This is a genomic window from Cellulomonas sp. P2_B4, from assembly GCF_056404795.1.
Map to the genome: position 1 here is coordinate 125,543 of NZ_JBFUDI010000006.1, position 24,217 is coordinate 149,759.

The 24,217-nt window shown below is 71.5% G+C and carries 24 protein-coding genes; 22 read left to right on the forward strand and 2 right to left on the reverse strand.

Annotation, left to right across the window (positions count from 1 at the left end):
* Positions 1 to 165 precede the first annotated feature (165 nt).
* From AC1DZC_RS12010 to AC1DZC_RS12020, 3 genes are all read left to right on the forward strand, one after another.
* A complete protein-coding gene (locus AC1DZC_RS12010; RefSeq protein ID WP_477038654.1) occupies positions 166 to 1,488 on the forward strand; it encodes a hemolysin family protein in 1,323 nt (440 codons plus the stop codon).
* Positions 1,485 to 2,528 (forward strand): hemolysin family protein, encoded by a 1,044-nt coding sequence (locus AC1DZC_RS12015; protein ID WP_477043421.1) that lies wholly within the window; start codon positions 1,485 to 1,487, stop codon positions 2,526 to 2,528. Before AC1DZC_RS12010 ends, AC1DZC_RS12015 begins: the two co-directional genes overlap by 4 nt.
* 192 nt (positions 2,529 to 2,720) lie before the next feature.
* The gene (locus AC1DZC_RS12020; protein WP_477043422.1) at positions 2,721 to 4,550 is read left to right on the forward strand and encodes a M15 family metallopeptidase; all 1,830 of its coding nucleotides are present in this window, start codon (positions 2,721 to 2,723) and stop codon (positions 4,548 to 4,550) included.
* 35 nt (positions 4,551 to 4,585) lie between these two features.
* Here AC1DZC_RS12020 and AC1DZC_RS12025 read toward each other — a convergent pair whose 3' ends face one another.
* Positions 4,586 to 5,506, reverse strand: a complete 921-nt coding sequence (locus tag AC1DZC_RS12025; RefSeq protein ID WP_477043423.1) for an aldose 1-epimerase family protein — start codon at positions 5,504 to 5,506, stop codon at positions 4,586 to 4,588.
* A gap of 181 nt (positions 5,507 to 5,687) precedes the next feature.
* On the opposite strand from AC1DZC_RS12025, the gene AC1DZC_RS12030 reads away from it, so the two are divergent.
* The 19 genes from AC1DZC_RS12030 to AC1DZC_RS12120 all read left to right on the forward strand — a co-directional run bounded on the left by AC1DZC_RS12030 (position 5,688) and on the right by AC1DZC_RS12120 (position 23,576).
* Positions 5,688 to 6,914, forward strand: coding sequence for a CpaF family protein (locus AC1DZC_RS12030; protein WP_477043424.1), 1,227 nt, complete (start codon positions 5,688 to 5,690; stop codon positions 6,912 to 6,914).
* On the forward strand, positions 6,914 to 7,780 hold the full coding sequence (locus tag AC1DZC_RS12035; protein ID WP_477043425.1) for a type II secretion system F family protein: 867 nt from the start codon (positions 6,914 to 6,916) through the stop codon (positions 7,778 to 7,780). Before AC1DZC_RS12030 ends, AC1DZC_RS12035 begins: the two co-directional genes overlap by 1 nt.
* On the forward strand, positions 7,777 to 8,709 hold the full coding sequence (locus tag AC1DZC_RS12040) for a type II secretion system F family protein (protein ID WP_477043426.1): 933 nt from the start codon (positions 7,777 to 7,779) through the stop codon (positions 8,707 to 8,709). Before AC1DZC_RS12035 ends, AC1DZC_RS12040 begins: the two co-directional genes overlap by 4 nt.
* Positions 8,710 to 8,775: 66 nt before the next feature.
* Positions 8,776 to 8,985: a hypothetical protein gene (locus AC1DZC_RS12045; RefSeq protein WP_477043600.1), complete on the forward strand. Its 210-nt coding sequence runs from the start codon at positions 8,776 to 8,778 to the stop codon at positions 8,983 to 8,985.
* A 50-nt stretch (positions 8,986 to 9,035) separates the two neighbouring features.
* Positions 9,036 to 9,386 carry a TadE family protein gene (locus AC1DZC_RS12050; RefSeq protein WP_477043601.1) on the forward strand — a complete coding sequence of 117 codons (351 nt, stop codon included), beginning with the start codon at positions 9,036 to 9,038 and terminating at the stop codon, positions 9,384 to 9,386.
* On the forward strand, positions 9,383 to 9,823 hold the full coding sequence (locus tag AC1DZC_RS12055; RefSeq protein ID WP_477043427.1) for a pilus assembly protein: 441 nt from the start codon (positions 9,383 to 9,385) through the stop codon (positions 9,821 to 9,823). The genes AC1DZC_RS12050 and AC1DZC_RS12055 overlap by 4 nt, the downstream gene beginning before the upstream one ends.
* A complete protein-coding gene (locus tag AC1DZC_RS12060) occupies positions 9,820 to 10,266 on the forward strand; it encodes a pilus assembly protein TadG-related protein (RefSeq protein ID WP_477043428.1) in 447 nt (148 codons plus the stop codon). The genes AC1DZC_RS12055 and AC1DZC_RS12060 overlap by 4 nt, the downstream gene beginning before the upstream one ends.
* Positions 10,267 to 10,289: 23 nt before the next feature.
* On the forward strand, positions 10,290 to 11,405 hold the full coding sequence (gene prfB / locus AC1DZC_RS12065) for a peptide chain release factor 2 (protein ID WP_477038675.1): 1,116 nt from the start codon (positions 10,290 to 10,292) through the stop codon (positions 11,403 to 11,405).
* A 246-nt stretch (positions 11,406 to 11,651) separates the two neighbouring features.
* The gene (locus tag AC1DZC_RS12070; protein ID WP_477038676.1) at positions 11,652 to 12,764 is read left to right on the forward strand and encodes a sugar ABC transporter substrate-binding protein; all 1,113 of its coding nucleotides are present in this window, start codon (positions 11,652 to 11,654) and stop codon (positions 12,762 to 12,764) included.
* A 157-nt stretch (positions 12,765 to 12,921) separates the two neighbouring features.
* Positions 12,922 to 13,758, forward strand: a complete 837-nt coding sequence (locus tag AC1DZC_RS12075) for an ATP-binding cassette domain-containing protein (protein WP_477038677.1) — start codon at positions 12,922 to 12,924, stop codon at positions 13,756 to 13,758.
* Positions 13,755 to 15,041 (forward strand): sugar ABC transporter permease, encoded by a 1,287-nt coding sequence (locus AC1DZC_RS12080; protein ID WP_477038678.1) that lies wholly within the window; start codon positions 13,755 to 13,757, stop codon positions 15,039 to 15,041. The genes AC1DZC_RS12075 and AC1DZC_RS12080 overlap by 4 nt, the downstream gene beginning before the upstream one ends.
* Positions 15,042 to 15,067: 26 nt before the next feature.
* Positions 15,068 to 16,345, forward strand: coding sequence for an ROK family protein (locus AC1DZC_RS12085; protein WP_477043429.1), 1,278 nt, complete (start codon positions 15,068 to 15,070; stop codon positions 16,343 to 16,345).
* Positions 16,346 to 16,508: 163 nt separating this feature from the next.
* The gene (ftsE, locus tag AC1DZC_RS12090; protein WP_477038680.1) at positions 16,509 to 17,198 is read left to right on the forward strand and encodes a cell division ATP-binding protein FtsE; all 690 of its coding nucleotides are present in this window, start codon (positions 16,509 to 16,511) and stop codon (positions 17,196 to 17,198) included.
* Positions 17,198 to 18,112: a permease-like cell division protein FtsX gene (gene ftsX, locus AC1DZC_RS12095; protein ID WP_477038681.1), complete on the forward strand. Its 915-nt coding sequence runs from the start codon at positions 17,198 to 17,200 to the stop codon at positions 18,110 to 18,112. Before ftsE ends, ftsX begins: the two co-directional genes overlap by 1 nt.
* Before the next feature lies 1 nt (position 18,113).
* The gene (locus tag AC1DZC_RS12100; protein ID WP_477038682.1) at positions 18,114 to 19,409 is read left to right on the forward strand and encodes a peptidoglycan DD-metalloendopeptidase family protein; all 1,296 of its coding nucleotides are present in this window, start codon (positions 18,114 to 18,116) and stop codon (positions 19,407 to 19,409) included.
* A 17-nt stretch (positions 19,410 to 19,426) separates the two neighbouring features.
* Positions 19,427 to 20,128: a phosphatase PAP2 family protein gene (locus tag AC1DZC_RS12105; protein WP_477043430.1), complete on the forward strand. Its 702-nt coding sequence runs from the start codon at positions 19,427 to 19,429 to the stop codon at positions 20,126 to 20,128.
* A 60-nt stretch (positions 20,129 to 20,188) separates the two neighbouring features.
* Positions 20,189 to 20,659: an SsrA-binding protein SmpB gene (smpB, locus tag AC1DZC_RS12110; protein WP_028047638.1), complete on the forward strand. Its 471-nt coding sequence runs from the start codon at positions 20,189 to 20,191 to the stop codon at positions 20,657 to 20,659.
* Complete coding sequence (locus AC1DZC_RS12115) at positions 20,656 to 22,509, forward strand: DUF2207 domain-containing protein (RefSeq protein ID WP_477043431.1); 1,854 nt, start codon at positions 20,656 to 20,658, stop codon at positions 22,507 to 22,509. The genes smpB and AC1DZC_RS12115 overlap by 4 nt, the downstream gene beginning before the upstream one ends.
* Positions 22,510 to 22,520: 11 nt before the next feature.
* A complete protein-coding gene (locus tag AC1DZC_RS12120; protein WP_477043432.1) occupies positions 22,521 to 23,576 on the forward strand; it encodes an ATP-dependent DNA ligase in 1,056 nt (351 codons plus the stop codon).
* Here the strand turns inward: AC1DZC_RS12120 and AC1DZC_RS12125 are convergent.
* Positions 23,543 to 24,193: a TetR/AcrR family transcriptional regulator gene (locus AC1DZC_RS12125; protein WP_477043433.1), complete on the reverse strand. Its 651-nt coding sequence runs from the start codon at positions 24,191 to 24,193 to the stop codon at positions 23,543 to 23,545. The two genes, AC1DZC_RS12120 and AC1DZC_RS12125, sit on opposite strands and share 34 nt — an antisense overlap.
* Positions 24,194 to 24,217 lie beyond the last annotated feature (24 nt).

Genomic DNA, 24,217 nt, shown 5'->3' on the forward strand with positions numbered 1-24,217 from the left:
GGGCCCCCGTATGATGTGGCGCACCATGAGCAGCTCAAGTAGCTGCCGGCGTCCCCATCGGTTCAGACCCGACGGAGGCAGTGCCGGCCACATCCAGTTCCTTCTTTGTGTTCCCTCCCACGCCGACCTGCGGGTCGGCGTCGCTCTTCGACCGAAGGCGACCGAGTGATCGCCGAGTGGCTCCTCGTCGCGCTGGGCGTCGTGCTCACGCTCGGTACGGCTGTGTTCGTCGCCAGTGAGTTCTCCCTGGTCACGCTCGACCCGGGCGTCGTCGAGAAGCAGACGTCGCCCGACGACCGCCGCAGCCAGTCCGTCCTCAAGGCGCTACGCCGCCTGTCCACCGAGCTCTCGGGCGCCCAGGTCGGCATCACGCTGACCACCGTCCTGCTCGGCTACACCACCCAGCCCGCCGTCGTCCGGCTGCTGCGGATCCCCCTGGAGGACTCCGCGCTCGGACAGGTGGTGGGCGGCGTCGTCGCGGCGCTGATCGCGATCGTGCTGGTCAACGGCTTCTCGATGGTCGTCGGCGAGCTGATCCCCAAGAACCTCGCCATCAGCCGGCCGCTGGGCACCGCGCGCGCGGTCGCGCCGTTGCAGCGGGCGTTCACCACTGCGCTGCGGCCCCTGATCACCTTCTTCAACGGCAGCGCCAACGCCCTGCTGCGCCGCGTCGGCGTCGAGCCGCGTGAGGAGCTGTCCGGGGGCCGGTCGCCGCAGGAGCTCGCCGCCCTGGTCCGGCGCTCCGCGGAGGTCGGCACGCTCGACGAGTCGACCGCGACGCTGCTGACCAACTCCATCGACTTCACCGAGCTCACCGCGGTCGACGTGATGACCGACCGGCTGCGGCTGGTCGTCGTCGGTCGGGGCGACTCGGCCGCCGACGTGATCGCGCTGGCCCGCCAGACCGGCCACTCACGCTTCCCGGTGATCGGCGACGACAGTGACGACATCGTCGGCCTGGTCCACCTGCGACGCGCGATCGGCGTGCCGTACGAGCGTCGTGCCGACGTGCCCGCGGGCGCGCTCATGGTCGAGGCGCCGCAGGTCCCGGAGACGGTGCACCTCGGCCCGCTGCTGGTGGGGCTGCGCGAGCAGGGCCTGCAGATGGCCGTCGTCGTCGACGAGTACGGCGGCACCTCGGGGGTCGTGACGCTCGAGGACGTCATCGAGGAGCTGGTCGGGGAGGTGTCCGACGAGCACGACCGACGCCGCGCGCCGGCCGCCCGCACCGAGGACGGCTCCTGGCTGCTGCCGGGCGTCCTGCGTCCCGACGAGCTCGCGGAGACCACCGGGCTGGAGGTCCCCTCGGACGGGCCGTACGAGACGCTCGGCGGGCTGCTGATGTTCGAGCTCGGCCGGATCCCCGTCGAGGGTGACGAGATCACCGTCGACCGCGTCCGGCTCCGGGTCGACGCGATGGACGGGCGCCGCGTCGAGCGGGTCGCCGTGTCCGAGGTCGCCGTGCCCGACGAGGAGGCCGACCGATGAGCGCGGGTCTCGCCTTCTCGCTCGCGGTCCTGCTGCTGGCCGCCAACGCGTTCTTCGTCGGCGCCGAGTTCGCGATCATCTCCGCGCGACGCTCGTCGATCGAGCCGCTCGCCCGTGCGGGTGACCGCCGGGCTGCCACCGTGCTGTGGGCGATGGAGCACGTGTCGCTCATGCTCGCGTGCGCCCAGCTCGGCATCACGGTCTGCTCGACGAGCCTCGGCGTCGTCGCCGAGCCGGCGATCGCGCACCTCATCGCGGACCCGCTCGAGTCGTGGGGCGTGAGCGAGCAGATGACGCACGTCATCGCGTTCGTCGTCGCGCTCGCGATCGTCGTCTACCTGCACGTGGTGCTCGGCGAGATGGTGCCCAAGAACCTCGCGGTCGCCGGCCCGGACCGTGCCGTGCTCATGTTCGGCCCGCCGCTGGTGTGGGTCGCCCGCCTGGTCCGGCCCGTGATCTCGGTGCTCAACTGGATCGCCAACCACGCCCTGCGCGCGTTCGGCGTCGAGCCCAAGGACGAGGTCGCGTCCGCGTTCACCGCCCAGGAGGTGCACTCGATCGTCGAGCGGTCGCAGGCGGAGGGCCTTCTCGACGACGAGCAGGGTCTGCTCACGGGCGCGATCGAGTTCTCCGTCAAGACCGCCGCCGACGTGATGATCGCGCCCGACGAGCTGATCACCGTCGGCGCCGGGAGCACGCCCGAGGACATCGAGCGCCTCGTCGCCAAGACCGGGTTCAGTCGGTTCCCGGTGCTCGACGACGCCGGCGTGCCCACCGGCTACCTGCACCTCAAGGACGTCCTGTACGCCGAGGCGGCCGACCGGTCCGAGCCCGTACCCGGGTGGCGTGTACGGCGGCTGGCCGTGGTCGGTCCGGAGGATGAAGTCGAGGAGGCGCTGGCCGCGATGCAGCGCTCCGGATCGCACCTCGCCCGGGTCGACTCCGAGGGTTCGACGGTGGGTGTCGTGTTCCTGGAGGACATCCTTGAGGAGCTCGTCGGAGAGGTCCGCGACGCCATGCAGCGGGAGCAGATGTCCTGATCGCGGGCATTTTCTGGCGTGTCGCGCAGCGTGTTGTCCGGGATTGTCCCGATCTCTGGACTGGACACCCGTCCAGGGACTTGGATGCCTCGCTCTCACCCGTTATGGTTTCGTGACCGCGGTCGCACTCACATTCTCGCGACACGGACAGACAACGCACGGTGGACGGGAGGTGTCGTGGGATCGCACAGCGTGGAGCCTGAATCCGCTCCGCTGACGCGCCGCCGCCTCCGAGAGGTCGAGCGCACCACAGATCCCACGCCCGAGGTCTCCGCCGCCTCCGGCCCGCGGACCGACCCGCACTCTCCGGTCTCCGTGCGCAGCGGCCCGACGCCGGCCGTCGCTCCCCGTACGCCCGCCCCGACGTCCGCCCCGCGCAGCGTCGCGGCCGGTCCGGACTCGACCTCCGCCTCCGGTGCCCGCGGCGAGCAGAACCCGCCCGCGCAGGTCACGCGGTACGTCTCGCGTCCGTCGGCCGAGCCCGCCGTCGCGACGACGGTGCGCCCGATGCTCTCCCAGCCGTCGCCCGTCGTGCAGCCGTCTCCTGCCGCGTCGCCCGAGGCCGCCGCGGCGAACGGTCCGGCGACGCCGCCGACCGGACGGCGCGCAGCCCGCGCTGCTGCCGCACCCTCGACCGAGGCCGACGCCCTCGCTCCGGTCACCACGTCGGCCCCCGTGTCGACCGCCGGCTCCCGTCGTGCGGCACGCGCCAGCACCCCCGCCGACGACTCGTCGGCGCCGGTGCGTCGTGCGCGGCCCCGGGCCCAGTCCTCCGTCGCGATCCCGGTCCTGCCCGACCGCGTGACGCCGACGACCGTGAGCGCTCCCGCGCGACCGCAGAGCGTCCTGGTGACGCAGCCCGCGGACGTCACGCAGACCCTGCGGGCGACGCCGGCCGTGGACGCCACACAGACGATCGACGTCGTCCCCGCCGACCTCCTTCCGGCCCCGCACGCCCCGCTTCCGGCCCAGCACGTCTCGCTTCCATCCCCGCACGTCTCGCCGAACTCGGGCTCGGTGCCCGCCACGGACCCGGCTCCGGTCGCGGACCGGGCGCCCGCCACCGACTCGGCTCCCACCGCCGTCGTCGCGACGAAGCCCGAGGCGGCTGCGATCGTCGCGACGGACCCTGCGCCGCACCGGCCGAGCCGCGTGGTGCGGACCGTCAGCCCCGCCGAGGAGACGGCGATCGTCCCGGCGATCCTGGCGACCGAGCAGGAACCGTGGGAGCTCGCGGACACGGGCGAGGTCGCCACGACCCAGGCGCCCGAGGCGGCCCCTCACACGGTTACCCGCCGGTCGGGACGCTCGACCCGCGTGGCCGCGCGGCTGGGTGTGCTCAGCGTCCTCGCGGGCATCACGGTGATCATCCCCGTGAGCCAAGGCCTCGTTCCCGCACCCGTCGCCTTCGGGTCGGACGCGCTCGCGGACTCCACGCTGCCCAGCACGGTCACGGCGCTCGCCGGTTCACAGCTCTCCGACCTGCCGCCCGCGTCGCTGGTCTCGGCCGACGGGGCCCTCGCGAGCCGCGAGGTGACCGGTGCCAGCCGCAACGACATCCGCTCCAGCCTCCCGGGCTGCGAGGGCTCGGTGCGCGAGGCGGGTCAGAACGGCCTTCTCAAGGAGGCCGACCTCTGCACGCTCTGGGACAACCACACGCAGCTGCGCGCTGACGCCGCCGTCTCGCTCGCCGACTTCAACCAGGCGTTCGCGGCGCGGTTCGGCGCCGACCTGTGCCTCAGCTCCGGCTACCGCACGCTCGCCGAGCAGCGCGCGGTCAAGGCCCAGAAGGGCGGCCTCGCGGCGGCCCCGGGCAAGAGCAACCACGGCTGGGGCCTGGCCGTCGACCTCTGCCAGGACCAGACGTCCGGCGCCAAGTGGGCCTGGCTCAACGAGAACGGACCGGCCTACGGCTGGGCCAACCCCGAGTGGGCGCAGCCCGGTGGCAGCGGCCCGCACGAGCGCTGGCACTGGGAGTACGTCAAGGGCGTCCAGGCCGACGGCGAGTACTACGACGGCTGACGGCCCGCTGCGCTGCGGACCGCCGCGCCTCGTCGTCAGAGGAGCTGGAGACCCCAGGTGAGCTCGCGGCTCTCGCCGGGCGCCAGCTCGATGAGGTTGTCGCCCGTGCGGAACGCGTCCGCGATGCAGGTCATCGGCTCCACGGCCACCCCGCGACGCTTGATCGCCGCGACGAAGTCTCCCGTGCACACCTGCCACGCCTGGAAGCTCGCGTCGGCCCACATCGCCACGGTGCGCCCGTCGGAGCCGCCGAAGCGGACCCAGGTGAGCGCGTCCTCGTCGCGGATCGGCTCCAGCCACGCGTCGTCGAGCGCGATCCCGCGCAGGTTCGTCTCGGCGCGCAGGTCGAAGCGACCCGTGAGGGCCTCGGTGCCGGTGGGCAGGAGGCGCGTGTCGACCGTGACGTGCCGCGCGGCGTCGACCTGCAGCGTCGCCTCGTCGACCGTGCCCTCGCCGGGGGAGAGCCACGGGTGGAAGCCGAGCCCGAACGGGGCGGTCGACGAGCCGAGGTTGGTCACGTCGGTGCGCACGGTCAGGCCGGCATCGGTGAGGCTGAACGTCACGACGAGGCGCACGGGCCACGGGTAGCCGTGCGTCGGCACCACGACGTGCTCGAGCGTCACCGAGTCGACGCTCTCGTCGAGGGTCGTGAACGTCGTGTAGGAGACGAACCCGTGCAGAGCGGTCTGCCGGTCGTGCTCGTTGAGCGGCACGTCGTAGTTGACGCCCTCGAACCGGTACAGGCCGTCGCGCAGGCGGTTCGGCCACGGCGCGAGCACCGTTCCGGAGAACGCCGGCGCCATCGCGTCCTCGGGATACGGCAGGACGACATCTCGTCCGCCGACCGTGTACTCGCGCAGGCTGGCACCGACGGCGGCCACGACGGCTCGCTGGTCACCGAGCTCGAGGACGTGCTGGCGACCGGTCGGCAAGGGGGTGGTCAGGTTCGAAGTCACCGGTCCACGCTAGTCCGCCCGGGCCTCGAGCGTGGCAAGGTCCGCTCCCGGACGGGTGAACGGTTCTGGTCTGTGGACAACGGGCTGCGCGATGCGTGTCGCTTCCCCTATCGTTCCGCGGACATGCATTCGGACAATGACGATGAATCGGGCACCGTGACTGGGGTCGAGGGGGCGCACCGTGGACAGTGTGGCGATCCTTGAGACCGAGGTCCGGGAGCTGATCCGGCGCCGAGGGATGGACCCGGTCCGGGACCGGCCGGGGGTCGTGGCGCTGGTGGCGGACGTGATCGCCGACTACGACGAGCGGTCCGTGGTCGGCGCCGTGCCGCCACTGATCGACCCTGCCGCGGCGCACAAGGCGGTGCTCGACGCGGTAGCCGGCCTGGGTCCGCTGCAGCGCTACCTCGACGATCCCGAGGTCGAGGAGATCTGGATCAACAGCCCCACCGAGGTCTTCGTCGCGCGGCGCGGGGAGCCCGAGCTCACCACGACGATCCTCACGGACGGGCAGGTGCGGGACCTGGTCGAGCAGATGCTCAAGGTCAGCGGTCGCCGGCTCGACCTCAGCAGCCCGTTCGTGGATGCGTCGCTGCCCGGCGGTGAGCGCCTGCACGCGGTGATCCCGGACGTCACGCGGCGGCACTGGTCGGTGAACATCCGCAAGTACGTGGTGCGCGCGACGAACCTCGACGACCTCGTCGCGCTGGGGTCGGTCACGCCGCACGCGGCCGCGTTCCTGCACGCGGCGGTCCGGGCAGGCCTGAACGTGCTGGTCTCGGGGGCGACGCAGGCGGGCAAGACGACGATGCTCAACGCGCTGGCCGGGGCGATCCCCGCGCGCGAGCGGATCATCACGTGCGAGGAGGTGTTCGAGCTGCGGCTCGTCGCCCGCGACTGGGTCGCCATGCAGTGTCGCCAGCCGAGCCTCGAGGGCACGGGCGAGATCCCACTGCGTCGGCTGGTCAAGGAGGCGCTGCGCATGCGGCCCAGCCGGCTGCTGGTCGGCGAGGTGCGCGAGGCCGAGGCGCTCGACCTGCTGATCGCCCTGAACGCGGGCGTGCCGGCGATGGCCACGATCCACGCCAACTCCGCGCGCGAGGCGCTGACCAAGCTCTGCACCCTTCCGCTGCTGGCGGGCGAGAACATCTCCGACCGGTTCGTCGTCCCGACGGTCGCGTCGGCGGTCGACCTCGTCGTGCACCTCGACGTCGACGCGACCGGGCGGCGCGTGTTGCGCGAGGTCGTCGCGGTGCCCGGCCGGGTCGAGCAGGGGATCGTCGAGACGGCCGACATCTTCGCGACGCGCGACGGGCACCTGGTCCGCGGCGACGGGTTCCCGCCGCACGCCGAGCGGTTCGCCCGCACCGGCACCGACCTCGCGGCGCTGCTGCGCGGGCGCGGCTGATGGGCGTCGTCGTCGGGCTCCTGCTGGGTGCGGGCGTCGCGTGCGTCTGGTGGTCGCTCTGGGCGCAGCAGGCCGGTTCCGAGTCCGGACGCGGCCGCGACGGCTGGTACGCGCGGACCCAGGACATGCTCGTGCAGGCCGGCGTCACCGGTGCCACGCCCGGCGGGCTCGTCGCTGCGTGCGCGCTCGTCGGCCTGCTCGTCCTCGTCGCGGCGCTCGCACTCACGCGCACCCCGACGATCGCCGTCTGCTTCGCCGCGTTCGCGGCCGCCGGGCCGTGGGCACTGGTGGGCGGTCGCGCCCGGCGACGCCGCGCCCGTCTGCGACAGCTGTGGCCCGAGGTCGTCGATCACCTCGGCTCCGGCATCCGCGCCGGGCTCGCGCTGCCCGAGGCTGTCGCCCAGATCGGGGAGCGCGGCCCGGTCGAGCTGCGGCCGGCGTTCGCGGCCTTCGCGGAGGACTACCGCGCGACCGGGCGGTTCGGCGACTGCCTCGATGCCCTCAAGGCACGGCTCGCCGACCCCGTCGCGGACCGGATCATCGAGGCACTGCGGCTGACGCGGGACGTCGGCGGCACGGACCTGGGCAAGCTCCTGCGGACCCTGGCCAGCTTCCTGCGCGAGGACGTCCGCACCCGTGGCGAGCTGGAGGCGCGGCAGAGCTGGACCGTCAACGCCGCCCGGCTGGCCGTCGCCGCGCCGTGGATCGTGCTCGCGCTGCTGTCCACCCGCCCGGAGGCGGCCGCCGCCTACAACACGCCCGCCGGCTTCGCGGTCCTGCTCGGCGGTGCCGCGTGCACCGTCGTCGCCTATCTGCTCATGCTGCGGATCGCCCGGCTCCCCGACGACCCGCGGGTCCTGCGATGAGCCCGGTGCTGCAGGGCGCGCTGATCGGGCTCCTCGGCGGGCTCGGTCTGCTGCTCGTGCTCGTGCGGCTGCGCACGCGGCGCGTGAGCCTGGACGACCGGCTGGCGCCGTACCTGCGACCGCAGCGGACCTCGTCGGGGCTCCTGCGCTCGCCGACCGTCCGCGGGCCGTTCGCGACGATCGAGCGGCTCGTCTCGCCGCTGATGTCCGACGCCGTCCGGCTGGTGACCCGGCTCGGCTCGCCGACCGCCGAGCTGCGTCGACGACTCGTGCGCGCGGGCCGCTCCGAGTCCGTCGAGCAGTTTCGTGCCGGGCAGGTGGTCTGGGGTGTCCTGTCGCTCGCGGCCGGGCTGGCCCTGGCGCTCATGGTCGCGGCGACGCGCGGCGGAAGCCCGGTCGTGCTCGTCCTCCTGGTCGCGCTGTGCGGGCTGTCCGGCGTCCTGGTCCGCGACTGGTTGCTCTCGCGCGAGATCAGGGCGCGCGAGTCCCGGATGATGGCCGAGCTGCCGACGGTCGCGGAGCTGCTGGCGCTCGCCGTCGGCGCGGGCGAGGGCGCGACCGGGGCGCTGGAGCGGGTCGTGCGCACCACCCGCGGGGAGCTGACCGGCGAGCTGGCGCAGACGCTCGCCGACGCCCGCGCCGGGATGCCCCTCACGATCGCGCTCGACGGGCTCGCGGACCGCACCGGCCTGACCGCCCTCGCACGGTTCGCGGAGGGCGTCGCCGTGGCGGTGGAACGGGGTACGCCGCTGGCCGACGTCCTGCGGGCGCAGGCGCAGGACGTGCGCGAGGAGGGGCGCCGCGAGCTGATGGAGACGGGCGGCCGGAAGGAGGTCGCGATGATGATTCCGGTGGTGTTCCTGCTGTTGCCGATCACCGTCGTCTTCGCCGTCTTCCCGAGCATGGTGGTGCTGCGGGTCGGCCTGTGAGCCGCCCGCACCGAGACATCCGCACGGAAGTGCCGGCGCGGACAGGAACCGACGAGAGGAACGTGGATGAGGACCATCGCAGGGGGCTGGCGGCATCGCGTCGTGGGGACGCTGCTGCAGCGGGTCGGGGACGACGACCGCGAGCGTGGGGACGTGCCGGGCTGGGTGCTGGTGACGCTGATGACGGCCGGGCTGGTCACCGCGCTCTGGCTCGTCGCGGGGCCGGCGCTCTCCAACGTGTTCGAGACGGCGATCGACGGGGTCACCGGGCCCTGAGCCGAGTCTGGCGGCCCTGGAACACCCGCACGTCCGAGCACGGGTCGGCGATCGTCGACTTCGCGCTCGTCGGCGCGCTGGTCACCGTGCTGTTCGTCGGCGTGCTGCAGCTGACGATCGTGCTGCACGTGCGCAACACGCTCATCGACTCGGCCTCCGAGGGGGCGCGGTACGCCGCGCAGGCGGGACACGAGCCGGCCGACGGCGCGGCACGCACCCGCGAGCTCGTCGGGGAGTCGCTCGCGGACTCCTACGCGCAGGACGTCAATGCGACGACCACCCGCATCGACGGGCTGGACGAGATCGAGGTGGAGGTGGTCGCGCCGCTGCCGCTGGTCGGGCTGCTCGGTCCGGCGGGCTCGCTCACGGTCCACGGCCACGCCCTGGTGGAGACCCCGTGAGGTGGCACAGCGACGACTCCGGCAGCGCCATCGTCGAGTTCCTCGGCCTGGCGCTCGTGCTCCTGGTGCCACTGATCTACCTGGTGCTGGTGCTCGGGCGGCTCGAGGCGGCGTCGTTCGCCGCCGAGGGTGCCGCGCGCGAGGCGGCCCGGACGTACGTCGTCGCGGACACGGCCGACCAGGGGGCGGCGAGGGCGGTCGCCGCGACCGGGATCGCGCTGCGGGACCAGGGCTTCGACGACGACCCGGTCGACGCGCTGACCCTGAGCTGTTCGTCGACCCCCTGCCTGGAGCCCGGCAGCGACGTGGCCGCCCGCGTCGACCTGGTGGTGCCGCTGCCGTTCGTCCCGCAGTTCGTCCGCGACGTCGTCCCGCTGGAGGTCCCGGTCAGCGCGGAGCGGGTGGCGCCGGTCGACGCCTACCGGGAGCACGGATGAAGCGGGACGACGAGGACGGCCAGATCATGATCCTGACGCTCGGTTTCGTCGTGATCGCGCTGCTCCTGATCACCGTGGTCGCGTCGGCCGCCCACGTGCACCTGGAGCGCAAGCGACTGCTCGCGCTCGCGGACGTGCTGGCGCTGGAGGGGGCCGATGCCGTCGCGGGGGAGCGGTACTACGCGCCGGAGTCGGACCACGACCCGGGTCTGCCGCTGACCGACGGGGCCGTCCGGGACGAGGTCGAGCAGTACCTGCGGGACAACCCGGACGCCGCCGGGCAGTGGGACCAGTTCGTGGTCCTCGACGCGTCGACCCCGGACGGCACGTCCGCTCACGTGCACCTCGGCGCGGTGACGCACCCGGTCCTGCTCAGCTGGGTGCTCTCGCCGTGGCAGGACGGGATCACGCTGGAGGCGGAGTCGTCGGCGCGGGCGTCGTAGCCGCTCCGGTAGCCTGGACGGTTGTGGCGACCACCGACTTCAGCACCGCGATCCATGACTTGCGCACCACCCTCGGCACCATCCAGGCGGTGAGCGACCCCACCGCGCTCGAGGCGAAGGTCGCGACGCTCTCGGAGCAGGCCTCGGCGCCGGACCTCTGGGACGACCCGGACGCCGCGCAGAAGATCACGAGCGCGCTGTCGGCCACGCAGGCCGAGCTGGACCGCATGAGCAAGCTGAGCGGCCGGATCGACGACCTCGAGACGCTGGTCGAGATGGCGGCCGAGGAGAACGACGAGGACACGCTCGCCGAGGCCGAGGCCGACCTGCTGAAGATCACGAAGGACCTGGGCGAGCTCGAGGTCCGCACGCTGCTGTCGGGGGAGTACGACCAGCGCGAGGCGGTCGTGACCATCCGCTCGGGCGCCGGCGGCGTGGACGCGGCGGACTTCGCCGAGATGCTTTTGCGCATGTACCTGCGCTGGGCGGAGCGCCACGGCTACCCGACGACGGTGCTCGACACCTCCTACGCGGAGGAGGCCGGCCTGAAGTCGGCGACCTTCGAGGTGAAGGTGCCCTACGCGTTCGGCAACCTGTCGGTCGAGGCCGGCACCCACCGCCTGGTCCGCATCTCGCCGTTCGACAACCAGGGCCGGCGCCAGACGAGCTTCGCGGCCGTCGAGGTGATCCCGCTCATCGAGTCGAACGACTCGATCGACATCCCCGAGTCGGAGATCAAGGTCGACGTCTTCCGCTCGAGCGGCCCGGGCGGGCAGTCCGTCAACACGACCGACTCCGCGGTACGCATGACGCACATCCCGACCGGCATCGTCGTCTCGATGCAGAACGAGAAGTCCCAGATCCAGAACCGCGCCGCCGCGCTCCGCGTGCTGCAGTCGCGGCTGCTGCTGGTGAAGAAGGCCGAGCAGGACGCGAAGAAGAAGGAGCTCGCCGGCGACGTCAAGGCGAGCTGGGGCGACCAGATGCGCTCCTACGTCCTGCAGCCGTACCAGATGGTCAAGGACCTGCGGACCGAGCACGAGGTGGGAAACCCCGCCGCCGTGTTCGACGGTGACATCGACGACTTCATCGAGGCGGGCATCCGCTGGCGCCGCTCCGCGGAGAAGTCCGCGTCCTGACCTGCACTTCCGTCTTTGTTGCCCGGCCGAACATTCTCGGCGGACCGGTGCTTCGGGGAGGTCTCGGTCGGGTCACGTCTGGGTGACAACATCACGGTTTGACCACGAACTGCCCCCGTGACCTTGTGGTTCGTCGGGCGAGGGTCATATGTTGTCGCCCGCAACATAGTCCGAGCGCCCGTAAGCGCCGGGTGGAGACGAGCGCAACGAGGCGTCGTCACGAGAGGGAGCACAATGCGACGGAGCATGATTCTGGCGTCGGCGGCCGTGATGGCCACCGGACTCCTGTTGGCCGGTTGTGGCAGCAGCGACACGCCCAGCAGCGGTGACACGGCAAGCGGCGACTCCAGTGCAGCCGCGACCAAGGCGAAGGTCGGCGTGATCCTGCCCGACACGAAGTCCTCGGCGCGCTGGGAGACGGCGGACGCGAAGTACCTCGCGGAGGCCTTCGAGGCAGCCGGCGTGGACTACGACATCCAGAACGCGCAGGGCGACAAGAACCAGTTCCAGACGATCGCCGACGGCATGATCACGAGCGGCGTCAACGTCCTCATGATCGTCAACCTCGACTCGGGCTCCGGCAAGGCCGTGCTGCAGAAGGCACAGGCCCAGGGCATCGCGACGATCGACTACGACCGCCTGACGCTGGGCGGCGGGGCCGACTACTACGTCTCGTTCGACAACACCAAGGTCGGCCAGCTGCAGGGTGAGGGCCTCGAGAAGTGCCTCACCGACGCCGGCAAGACGTCGGCGAGCATCGCGTTCCTCAACGGCTCGCCGACGGACAACAACGCCACGCTGTTCAAGGCCGGTGCCGTCCAGGCGCTCAAGGCCAAGACGGACAGCGGCGACTACACCGTCGTCGCCGACCAGGCCGTTCCCGACTGGGACAACCAGCAGGCCGGCACGATCTTCGAGCAGATGTACACGGAGACCGGCGGCAAGATCGACGGTGTCCTGGCAGCCAACGACGGTCTCGGCAACGCCGCGATCGCCATCCTGAAGAAGAACGGCGTCAACGGCACCGTCCCGGTCACCGGCCAGGACGCGACCGACCAGGGCCTGCAGAACATCCTCGCGGGCGACCAGTGCATGACCGTCTACAAGGCCGTCAAGAAGGAGGCCGACGCCGCTGCGGCGCTGGCCATCGCGGCTGCGAACGGTGACGACACCTCGAGCCTCGCCACGGGCGAGGTCGAGGACTCCGAGACGCAGAAGAAGGTTGCGGCGGTCCTCCTGGACCCGCAGGCGATCTACTTCGACAACGTCAAGGACGTCATCGCGGACGGGTACACCACCAAGGAGAAGGTCTGCACCGCTGACTTCGCCGCCAAGTGCGCCGAGGCCGGCATCTCCTGATCACGACACCTGGGTGGCCGCGACGCCGCGGCCACCCAGGTATCAGGCGGGGCCGGTCCGCGGGAGCGGCCGGCCCCGGCCTGGTGCCTGAGCACCACAGCACGACCGCACAGACCCGCAACGCCGCGGGGTGAACCGAGTGACGACGAGGTGGACGATGACCCAAGCAGCGCATGCCGCACCCGACCTGGCCCCGCCCCCGACGCTCGAGGTGCGTGGAGGCCGCAAGAACTTCGGCGCGGTCCACGCGCTGCGTGGAGTCGACCTGGTGGCTCGAGCCGGTGAGGTCACGGCTCTCGTCGGCGACAACGGTGCCGGCAAGTCGACCATGATCAAGGGCATCGCGGGGATCTTCCCGTTCGACGCCGGCGAGGTCTACTTCGAGGGCGAGCTCACGCACATCGCGTCCCCCGGCGACTCCAACGCGCTCGGCATCGAGGTCGTGTACCAGGACCTCGCGCTGTGCGACAACCTCGACATCGTCCACAACATGTTCCTGGGCCGGGAGATCAAGAAGGGCTTCCGGCTGGACGAGTCGGCCATGGAGACGCGTGCGGCGGAGGTGCTCGCCTCACTCTCGGTACGCACCGTGCGCTCCATCCGCCAGCACGTCGCAAGCCTGTCGGGCGGGCAGCGACAGACCGTCGCGATCGCCCGGGCCGTGCTCTGGAACTCCAAGCTGGTCATCCTGGACGAGCCGACCGCCGCTCTCGGCGTCGCGCAGACCGAGCAGGTGCTGCAGCTGGTCCGCCGACTCGCGGATGCCGGCCTCGCGGTGATCCTCGTGTCCCACAACATGAACGAGGTCCTCGAGGTCGCGGACTCCGTCAACGTCCTGTATCTCGGCCAGACGGCCGCGCAGGTGCGCGCCAAGGACACGTCGCGCAGCGAGATCATCGAGCTGATCACGAGCGGCTCGGCCGCTCTCGCGCCGACTCCCGCGGGCGCCGCCTCGACCATCAACGACGCACCGAACGGGAGCACCCCCGCATGAGCACGCCCACCGTCTCCCGTCCCGACCGCAACGACGCGGCGCCCTCGCTCCTGGCCGGCTCGGTGGAGCAGCCGACGTTCGGCGAGTCCGTCACCAACTACTGGAGCAAGGTGCGCGGCGGCGACATGGGGTCGCTGCCGGCCATCCTGGCGCTCCTGGTGCTGCTGGCGATCTTCGTGATCATGAAGCCGAACACCTTCCCGTCGACCCTCAACATCGCCAACCTGTTCCAGCAGGGCGCCGTCGTGGCGACGATCGCGATGGGGCTCGTCTTCGTCCTCCTGCTCGGCGAGATCGACCTGTCGGCCGGCTTCACGTCCGGCTTCTGCGGGGCGATCCTGGCCACCGCGCTCACCAAGAACGGCCTGCCCTGGTACGCGGCCGTCGGAGGCGCAATCGTCGCCGGTCTGGTCGTCGGCCTGATCAACGGCACGCTGGTTGCTCGGCTCGGCATCCCGTCGTTCATCGTCACGCTGGCGATGTTCCTGGCCCTGCAGGGCGCCGTGCTGCTCATCATCGGCTCCGGCGGCAACATCTCGATCAGCGACCCGGTGATCACCGCGATCCAGAACAAGAACGTCCCGCCGCTGATCGGCTGGGCGATCGGGATCCTCTCCGTCGTCGCGTACGGGGTGTCGAGCCTGCGCACGTGGCAGCTGCGTCGCAAGCGTGGCCTGCTCGCCGCACCCGTGGGCATCATCGCGATCAAGATCGGCGCGATCGCCGTTCTCGTCCTGGGCATGGTCGCCGTCCTGAACCAGGAGCGGAGCCTGAACCCGTTGCGCACCTCGATCATCGGCGTGCCCATCGTGGTGCCGGTCATCGTGACGCTGGCACTCGTGCTCGGCTTCGTGCTCACCCGAACCGCGTTCGGCCGGCACATCTACGCGGTCGGTGGCAACGCGGAGGCGACGCGTCGTGCGGGCATCAAGGTCGCCAGCGTGCGCCTGGCGTGCTTCATGATCTGCTCCTCCATGGCTGCCGTGGCCGGCATCTTCGCCGCGTCGCGTGCCACGTCGGTGGACCCGAACGCCGGCGGCTCGAACGTGCTGCTGTACGCCGTCGGGGCGGCTGTCATCGGTGGCACGTCGCTCTTCGGTGGCAAGGGCCGGATCATCGATGCCCTCATCGGTGCCGCGGTCATCGCCGTGATCGACAATGGCATGGCCCTGCTCGGCTACTCCTCGGGCGTCAAGTACGTTGTCACCGGCGCCGTCCTGGCGGCGGCGGCAGCGGTGGACGCCATCTCCCGTCGACAGGCCCGGTCGACCGGCCGCGGCTAGCCTCGGAGAACGGAAGGGAGGCGCGCGTGCGGCTAGGTGCTGGTCCGCCCGTCCGGCGTGCGGACGCGTCGGCTCAGGACGACGTCCGGCGCGCCAACCTCTCGGCCGTCCTGCGGCTCCTGCACTTCAACGGCCCGGCCACACGATCCGACCTCGTGGCCAGCACCGGCTTCAACCGCTCGACCGTCGGGTCGCTCACCTCCGAGCTCGTCAAGCTCGGGCTGGTGCGTGAGCGACCCGGCGTCGTGCGTGGCAAGGGCCGGCCGTCGAACGTCGTCGAGCCGGTCAGCACCAGCGCCCACGTGCTCGCGTTCGACATCACGACGTCGAGCGTGGGCGCGGCGCGGGTCGGCCTCGGCGGCTACCTGCTCCAGGTGCGGCGCAGGCTGCACAGCACCTCGACGCACGACGTGCCTGCCGTGGTCGACCTGATCGCGACGCTGGCCACAGAGATGCAGGGGCGCGCGACGCCGGGCTCGCTGTGCCTCGGGCTCGTGGTGTCCGTGCCGGGCAGCGTGCGGCAGCCGGACGGCCTCGTCCGGCGCTCGCCCCCGCTGGGCTGGCACGAGGTGCACCTCGCGGACATGCTCCGCGAGAAGCTGGGCGACGACTACCCGATCACCATCGGCAACGACGGCGACCTGGGCGTCGTCGCCGAGTACCTGCGCGGCGCCGCTCGTGGCTCGCAGGACGTCCTCTACGTCCGCGGCGAGGTCGGCGTCGGCGGCGGCGTGGTGGTCGACGGCGAGCTGCTGAAGGGCTCCGGCGGATATGCCGGCGAGGTGGGGCACCTGCTGGTCAAGCCGGGCGGCCGGGTGTGCTCCTGCGGGTCGCGGGGCTGCTGGGAGGCCGAGATCGGCGACGCGGCGATCATCCGCGCGGTGGGCCGCGACCCCAGGGAGTCGGACATCGAGGACGTGGTGAACGACGTCGCCGTCGGCAACCGGCGCGCGATCGCCGGGGTGCGCAGGACGGGGGAATGGGTCGGACTCGGGCTGGCCAGCCTGGTCAACCTGTTCAACCCGCGCGTGGTGGTGCTGGGCGGCACGCTGGGCGCGCTGTACCCGACGCTGGAGCCGACGCTCGTGCAGGCGTACGCGCGCACGCTGGGGCCCAACCGGGAGCAGGCCCAGCTGATCCGCTCCGAGCTGGCGTCCGACGCGCAGCTCGTCGGGGCCGCCGAGGTCGCCTTCGCCGACGTCCTCGAGGACCCTGCGGGGACTCTCGACGCGCGGCGCGAGCAGCTCGAGACCGGTGGCGAGGACCTCGGCGAGGTGCACCGACTCCGGGTGCGCGGGGCCTGACGACCGGACACAACGGGCATACCACCCGCCGGCCCCGTTCTCACAGGCAACCGTCGGCGTGTCACCACCGGGTAGGGCAGTGCTCGCTGCCTACTCTCGACGAGGCCAGCGCTTGACCGCTTCAGTTCTCTCACCCCGTCCCCGAACACTGGCCACGAGCACAGTGATCAGATTCGAGAACGTCACCAAGGTCTACGCGCGAGGCGCCCGACCGGCCCTCGACCGTGTGTCCTTGGACGTCGAGCGCGGGGAGTTCGTCTTCCTCGTCGGCGCCTCCGGCTCCGGCAAGTCGACCTTCCTGCGCCTCGTGCTGCGCGAGGAGCGGGCCTCGGCCGGACGCGTGTTCGTCGCCGGCAAGGAGCTCGGCACGCTGTCGTCGTGGAAGGTCCCGCAGCTTCGTCGGCAGATCGGCGCGGTGTTCCAGGACTTCCGCCTGCTGCCCAACAAGACGGTGTTCGAGAACGTGGCGTTCGCGCTCCAGGTCATCGGCAAGCCGCGCCACCACATCCTGACCACGGTGCCGGACACGCTCGAGATGGTCGGCCTGGCCGGCAAGGAGAAGCGTCGCCCGCACGAGCTGTCCGGTGGTGAGCAGCAGCGCGTGGCCATCGCGCGCGCGTTCGTCAACCGGCCCAACATCCTGCTCTGCGACGAGCCGACGGGAAACCTCGACCCGACGACCTCCCTGGGGATCATGCGCCTGCTCGACCGCATCAACCGCACCGGCACCACCGTGGTCATGGCGACGCACGACGACGAGATCGTCGACCAGATGCGCAAGCGCGTGATCGAGCTGGCCACGGGTGAGCTCGTGCGCGACCAGTCCCGCGGCGTCTACGGCTCGGACCGCTGATGCGCCTGCAGTTCATCCTCTCGGAGATCGGCCTCGGTCTTCGTCGCAACCTGTCCATGACCATCTCGGTCATCCTCGTCACCTTCGTGTCGCTGACCTTCGTCGGCTCGGCCGCTCTGCTGCAGATCCAGATCGGCAAGATGAAGGACGACTGGTACGACAAGGTCGAGGTCTCGGTCTTCCTGTGCCCGCAGAACTCGTCGGTGCCGACGTGCGCGAGCGGCGAGGTGACCGACGACCAGCGCGCCGACATCGAGGCCGCGCTCGCGTCGCCGGAGATCAAGCCGTACATCGAGCACATCTACACGGAGACCAAGGAAGCGGCCTTCGCGTCGTTCCAGAAGCAGTTCAAGGACCAGGCCTGGACGGCGGCCGTGACGGTCGACGACATGAACTCGTCGTTCCGGATCAAGCTGACCGACCCGCAGAAGTACCAGCTCGTCGCGGACGTGGTGTCGGGCAGGGCGGGCGTCGAGGACGTCCAGGACCAGCAACGGCTGTTCGACAAGCTGTTCTCGGTGCTCAACCACGCGACCCTGCTGGCCGGTGGTCTGGCCGCGGTGATGCTGCTCGCGGCGGTCCTGCTGATCACGACGACGATCCGGCTCTCGGCACTGAGCAGGCGGCGCGAGACCGGGATCATGCGGCTCGTCGGCGCCTCGACCTTCTTCATCCAGCTGCCGTTCATGCTCGAGGGCGCGATCGCCGCGACCGTGGGCGCGCTGCTGGCCGTGGCCGGGCTCTGGCTCGGCGTGGAGTACCTGGTCAGCGACTGGCTCTCGGAGTCCGTCAACTGGATCCCGTACGTGGACACGGCCGACGTGCTCACCGTGGCGCCGATCCTCATCATCATCGCCATCGTGCTGGCCGCGATCTCGTCGCTGGTCACCCTCTCCCGCTACACCAAGGTGTGACATGAGGACGAAGCGGCTCGCGATCCTGACGATCCTCGCCCTGCTGATCGGCGCGCTCGTCTCGAGCCCCGCGTCGGCGGACAGCATCGACGACCGTCGCAAGGCCGCCGAGGCCCACAAGGCCGCCGTCGCCAAGGCGCGCGACGACCTCGAGGCCGCGATGGAGGGCGCCGACGCCAGCCTGCAGGCGCTCGCGCTGCAGCTCGCCGACACCCAGGCCAAGATCGTGCCCGCGCAGGCCGCGGTCGACGCCGCCCAGGCCGCGCTCGAGAAGGCGCAGCGCGAGGCGGCGATCATCGCGGCCCGCCTGGCCGACGCGAAGGACCAGCAGGCGACGATCACGACGACCATCGCGACGGACGCAGCGAACGCGGACGCGATGCGTGCGGCGATCGGGCAGATGGCTCGCGAGGCCTACAAGGGCGGCGGCGGGAGCGTCTCGGGCTTCGACGTGATCCTGGACTCGCAGAGCACCGACGACTTCGTCCAGCGGTACGGCCTGCTGTCCACGGCGCTGCGGACGCAGTCGCAGATCCTCGATGCCCTCAAGGCGACCGACGCGCTGAACAAGAACGCCGAGGCACGCCTGACCGCCGTCGGCGACAAGATCACCGAGCTGAAGGCCGACGCCGACCAGAAGGTGGTCGAGGCCGACCAGGCCAAGGCGGCCGCCACGGCCGCGAAGAAGTCCCTCGACGACCTCCTGGCCCAGCAGGTCGCCCAGCAGGCGCAGCTCGACGCGCAGAAGGCCTCCCTCGAGGCCCAGCTCGCCGCCGCGGACGCCGAGGCAGCGGCCGTGCAGAACGAGCTCGTCGCGGCGATCGAGGCGCAGAAGGCCCGGGACGCGGCCGCCGGCAACCCGCACGGGCCGGCCGGACCGATCGGCCGGGCGCTGTTCGCCAACCCGACGAGCGTCAACCCGATCTACGTGACCTCCGAGTACGGCATGCGCATGCACCCGACGCTGCACTACGTGCGGCTGCACGCCGGCATCGACCTGCGCACCTACTGCAACACGCCCATCTACGCCGGCCGCGCCGGCACGGTCACCTGGGCCAAGCAGCGCTTCGGGTTCGGCAACCAGGTCATGATCGACAGCGGCTTCGTCAACGGGAACGCCCTGTCGGCGTCGTACAACCACCTCACGAGCTTCGCGGTGAGCGCCGGCCAGCACGTCGAGCAGGGCCAGCTGATCGGACGCTCGGGCAACACCGGGACGTCGGCCGCGTGCCACCTGCACTTCGAGGTGTACGTCAACGGCGCGACGACGAACCCGCGGCCGCTGCTCGGCCTCTGACCGTTACCGTGGCCCGCGTGGCCACGCCGCGCGCCCGTCCCGCCGTGCTCGTCGAGCTGGTCGTCCTGCTGCTCGCCTTCGTGGTCTTCGTGCGCCTGCACGCCGCCGCCGGCCACGACGTTTCCGCCGCCGAGACGCACGCCCTGACGCTGCAGACGATCGAGCGCGCGCTCGGTCTGGACGTCGAGCTGTCGCTCAACGGCTGGCTGGCCGGGCAGCCGGTGCTGATCACGCTCGCGGTGCTCGTCTACCGCTCGTACTACCTGGCCGTCGTCGGGACGCTGGTGTGGGTGTACGTGCGGCACGCCGAGGTCTACCTCGTCGTTCGTCGGACCCTCGTCGCGATGCTCGTCCTCATCCTGCCCGTGTACTGGGCGATGCCCATGTCGCCGCCGCGGTTCGCGCAGCCGGGTGTGGTCGACATCGTCGCGGAGCACGACATCGTCGACGGCGCCGACCCGCACGGCTACACGGCGATGCCGAGCAACCACGTGGCGCTGTCCGCGTGGTGCGCGTACGCGGTCTGGCTCGCGCTGCGGCCTGCCCACCCGAGGCTGGCGCTGCTGGCGTGGCTGTTCCCGCTGGTGATGACCGCGGTCGTGCTCACCACGGGCAACCACTACGTGCTCGACGTCGTCGGCAGCGCGGTGCTCCTGGGGGCGTCGATCAGCGTCGCGACACTGGGGGGCCACCTCAAACCGTTGGCCACGCCCAGGTAGGCTCGGTCGGCGGCACACCAGGTGCGCGCGACCAAGGACAGGGAACGGGGTTCGACGACGGTGGCCAAGGAGTCCGGGCGCAAGCTGATCGCCTCGAACCGCAAGGCCCGCCACGACTACGTCATCGAGGACGTGTTCGAGGCCGGGCTGGTGCTCGCGGGCACCGAGGTCAAGGCGCTGCGCATGGGCCGCGCGTCCCTCGTCGACGGCTGGTGCGAGGTGACCAACCACGAGCTGTGGCTCGAGGGCGTGCACATCCCCGAGTACAGCCAGGGCACGTGGACCAACCACGCGCCTCGTCGCAAGCGGAAGCTCCTGCTGCACCGCGACGAGATCGACCGCCTGGAGTCCAAGACGCGCGAGAAGGGGCAGACGATCATCCCGCTGTCCCTGTACTTTCTCGATGGACGCGCCAAGGTGGAGATCGCCCTGGCGCGCGGCAAGCGCGAGTACGACAAGCGCCAGGCGCTGCGGGAGAGGCAGGACAACATGGAGGCGACGCGGGCCATCCGCGAGAAGCGCGACCTGTGAGGGCGCGTCTCGCCGGCATCCTGCTGGCCCTCGGCCTCCTGCTCTCCGTGGGGGCGCGGGCGTTCGCCGCCGTCGACCAGACCTCCGGCCGGGAGATCACGCGGTACGACGTCACGACGGTCCTCGGGGCCGACGGCGTCGCGCGCGTGGACATCGACTTCGACTTCGACTTCGGTGACGACCCCGGGCACGGCCCGTACCTGACCTACCCGACGCGCGTCTACTACGACGACCAGCACGACCGGGAGTTCCGCTACTCCGACATCTCGGCGTCGAGCTCGACGGGTGCGCCGGCGCAGGTCAACCAGGAGAACACCGACACGGCGCTGATCCTGCGCATCGGTGACCCGGGCATCGACAACGTCTCCGGCGTGCAGACCTACCACGTGTCGTACACCGTGGACGGCTGGCTCAACCCGGCGAACGCCCAGCACTCCGGTGACGAGCTCTACTGGAACGTCATCGGCGTCGGCTTCGAGGTGCCGGTCGGTGCCATCTCCGCCGAGGTCACCGGCCCCGCCGCGGTCCAGGGCGCGGTCTGCTTCGCGGGCCCCGAGGGCTCCACGACGTCGTGCACGTCCGCGGCCGCCACGGGTGACACCGCGTCCTACACGCAGGACCTCCTGTCGCCGGGCGACCCGCTCACCACCGTCACCGGCTGGCCGGGCGGGACGTTCCCCGGGGTGGAGCCGATCCTCGTCGCGAAGCCCGACCCGCTCGCGCCGGTCCAGCCCGTCTCGCCGCTGGGTATCGCGGCCCTCGTCGTGCTCGTGGCCGGCACGTTCCTGGCGGTCCGACGAGTCCGCCGGTCGGGCCGGGACATCGCGTACCTCGGCCTGACGCCCGGCCTGCGCCCCGCCGACGGGCAGCCCGGCAACACCGGCTTCCGCGACAAGCGCGGGCCGGTGTCGGTGCAGTTCCAGCCGCCCACCGGGATGGTGCCCGGCGAGATGGGCACGCTCATCGACGAGAAGGCCGACCCCGTCGACGTCACCGCGACGCTCGTCGACCTGGCCGTGCGGGGGTGGCTGCGCATCGAGGAGGTGCCGCGGTCCAACCCGAACAAGAAGGCCAAGGACTGGACCCTGGTGCAGCTCAAGAACCGCGACGGCACGCTGCTGCCGTTCGAGGACACGCTGCTCATGGAGATCTTCTCCGGCCGCACGTCGGTGCAGCTGTCGGACCTGCGCACCACGTTCGCCGCGTCGATGGCCAAGGTGCAGACCGGGCTCTACGACGAGGTCACGTCGCGCGGCTGGTTCCGCGCCAACCCGAAGTCGGTGCGGTCCGCCTGGAAGGCGGCGGGCATCGGCCTGATCGTCGTCGCCGGCATCCTGGGCTTCATCGCGTTCAACGTGCTCTCCGACGTCCGCGGCAGCCTGCTGATCCCCATCGCGATCGGGATCGTCGGCATCGCGGTGTTCACGATGTCCAACGCCGCCCCCGCGCGCACCGCCGACGGCACCGCCGCCCTCGCGCAGTCGATGGGCTTCCGCCGGTACCTGGCCACCGCCGAGGCCAACCAGCTGAAGTTCGAGGAGGGCGAGGACATCTTCAGCCGGTACCTCCCGTACGCGATCGTCTTCGGCCTCGCCGACCGCTGGGCCCGCGTGTTCAGCGAGCTCGCCGCGCAGGGTCGCGCCGTCTCGCAGCCGGGCTGGTACGTCGGCGGCTACTACCCGGGCGCCAACATCTACTGGGCCTCGGCCTTCGCCTCGTCGCTCGACCGCTTCTCCAGCATCGCCACCGAGTCCATCTCCGCTCCCACGCCCGGCTCGTCCGGCGGCTCCGGGTTCAGCGGCGGGTTCTCCGGGGGCGGCGTCGGCGGCGGTGGGGGTGGGGGCTGGTAAGACTTGGTGTCATGACGCTTCCGGTGATGCCGCCCGTGGATCCCATGCTCGCCAAGTCCGTCCCGACGATCCCCGCGGGGAAGCTCTACGAGCCCAAGTGGGACGGGTTCCGGGCGATCGTGTTCCGCGACGGGGACTCCGTGGAGATCGGGTCGCGGAACACCAAGCCGATGCAGCGGTATTTCCCGGAGGTCGTCGCGGCGGTCCTGGAGCACCTGCCATCGCGATGCGTGGTCGATGGCGAGATCATCGTGCCGTCGTCGTCGCACACCGGGCTGGACTTCGAGGCGCTGCTGCAGCGGGTGCACCCGGCCGAGTCGCGGGTGCGGCTGCTGTCGGTCCAGACGCCGGCTCGGTTGGTGCTCTTCGACCTTCTGGCCCTCGACGACGAGGACCTGACGGGCCTGCCGTTCTCGGAGCGCAGGGCGCGGTTGGAGACGATCGTCCGGGGCTCTGGTCCGGTGTCTGTGACCGCCCAGACGGCCGATCTCGAGGTGGCCACGCGGTGGTTCTCGCAGTTCGAGGGCGCGGGGCTGGACGGGATCGTCGCGAAGGATCCTGCGGGCCGGTACGAGCCCGGCAAGCGGACCATGCAGAAGATCAAGCACGAGCGGACCGCCGACTGCGTCGTCGCCGGCTACCGGCCGCACGCGTCCGGGCCGGACGCGGTGGGGTCGCTGCTGCTGGGGCTGTACACGTCCGAGGGTGTGCTGGCGTCGGTGGGGGTGGCGGCGTCGTTCCCGATGGCCCGTCGCAAGGAGCTGGTGACGGAGCTGGCGCCGCTGGTCACGTCGCTGGACGGCCACCCGTGGAACTACGCCTCGGAGGGGCGGACGCCGCGCGAGGCCGAGGGCAGCCGCTGGTCGCGCGGCAAGGACCTGTCGTTCGTGCCGCTGGAGCCGTCCCTGGTGGTCGAGGTCGCGTACGACCACATGGAGGGGGAGCGGTTCCGCCACACCGCCCAGTTCCGTCGCTGGCGCCCGGACCGCGACCCGTCGTCGTGCACCTACGCGCAGCTCGAGGAGCCGGTCAGCTACGACCTGGCCGACGTGCTCTCGGCGGGCTGACGCGGGACCCAGCGCGCGCCGAGCTCCTCAGGTGTCGGGGGCTGCTCCGGGAGCCTGTCGTGGCTGGGCCGTAGCCCCTGCAGCTGGAGCTCGACGTAGCGACGACGAAGCGCGGCCGTGCGCTCGGCGTCCCCGAGCCGGATGGCGGTCAGCTGCTCCCAGATCATCGGGAGGTCCTCCGGCTCGAGGTCGTCGCGGACGACGCGCTCGTTCTGGGCCGTCGTCAGGATCTCGACGGCTCGTCGGCCCGACTCCGCGGCCAGCCGGCGGTGCTCGTCGGACGGGACGAAGCTGCCCGCGAGGTGCACGGTCAGCCCGTGCACGTCGGCGGCGACGATGCCGCGGACGAAGGTGGCGAACGCGTCCCAGGGATCGGGCCGTTGCTGGGCCTCGTCGGCGATCGCGAGGTACTCGCGCAACCCGTCGAGGCACAGCTGCGCGAGCAGCGCCTCCTTGCTGGGGTAGCGGCGGTAGAGCGCGCTGATGCCGACGCCGGCGGCCTGCGCCACCGCGGAGACCGGCGCGGTGGGGTCGGCCGTCAGGACGGCGCGGGCCGCGTCGAGGATCGTGACGTCGTTGCGGGCCGCCTGCCCTCGTCGTCCGCTGAGTGCCTCCACGTTCTCGAGGCTAGCACTTGAACG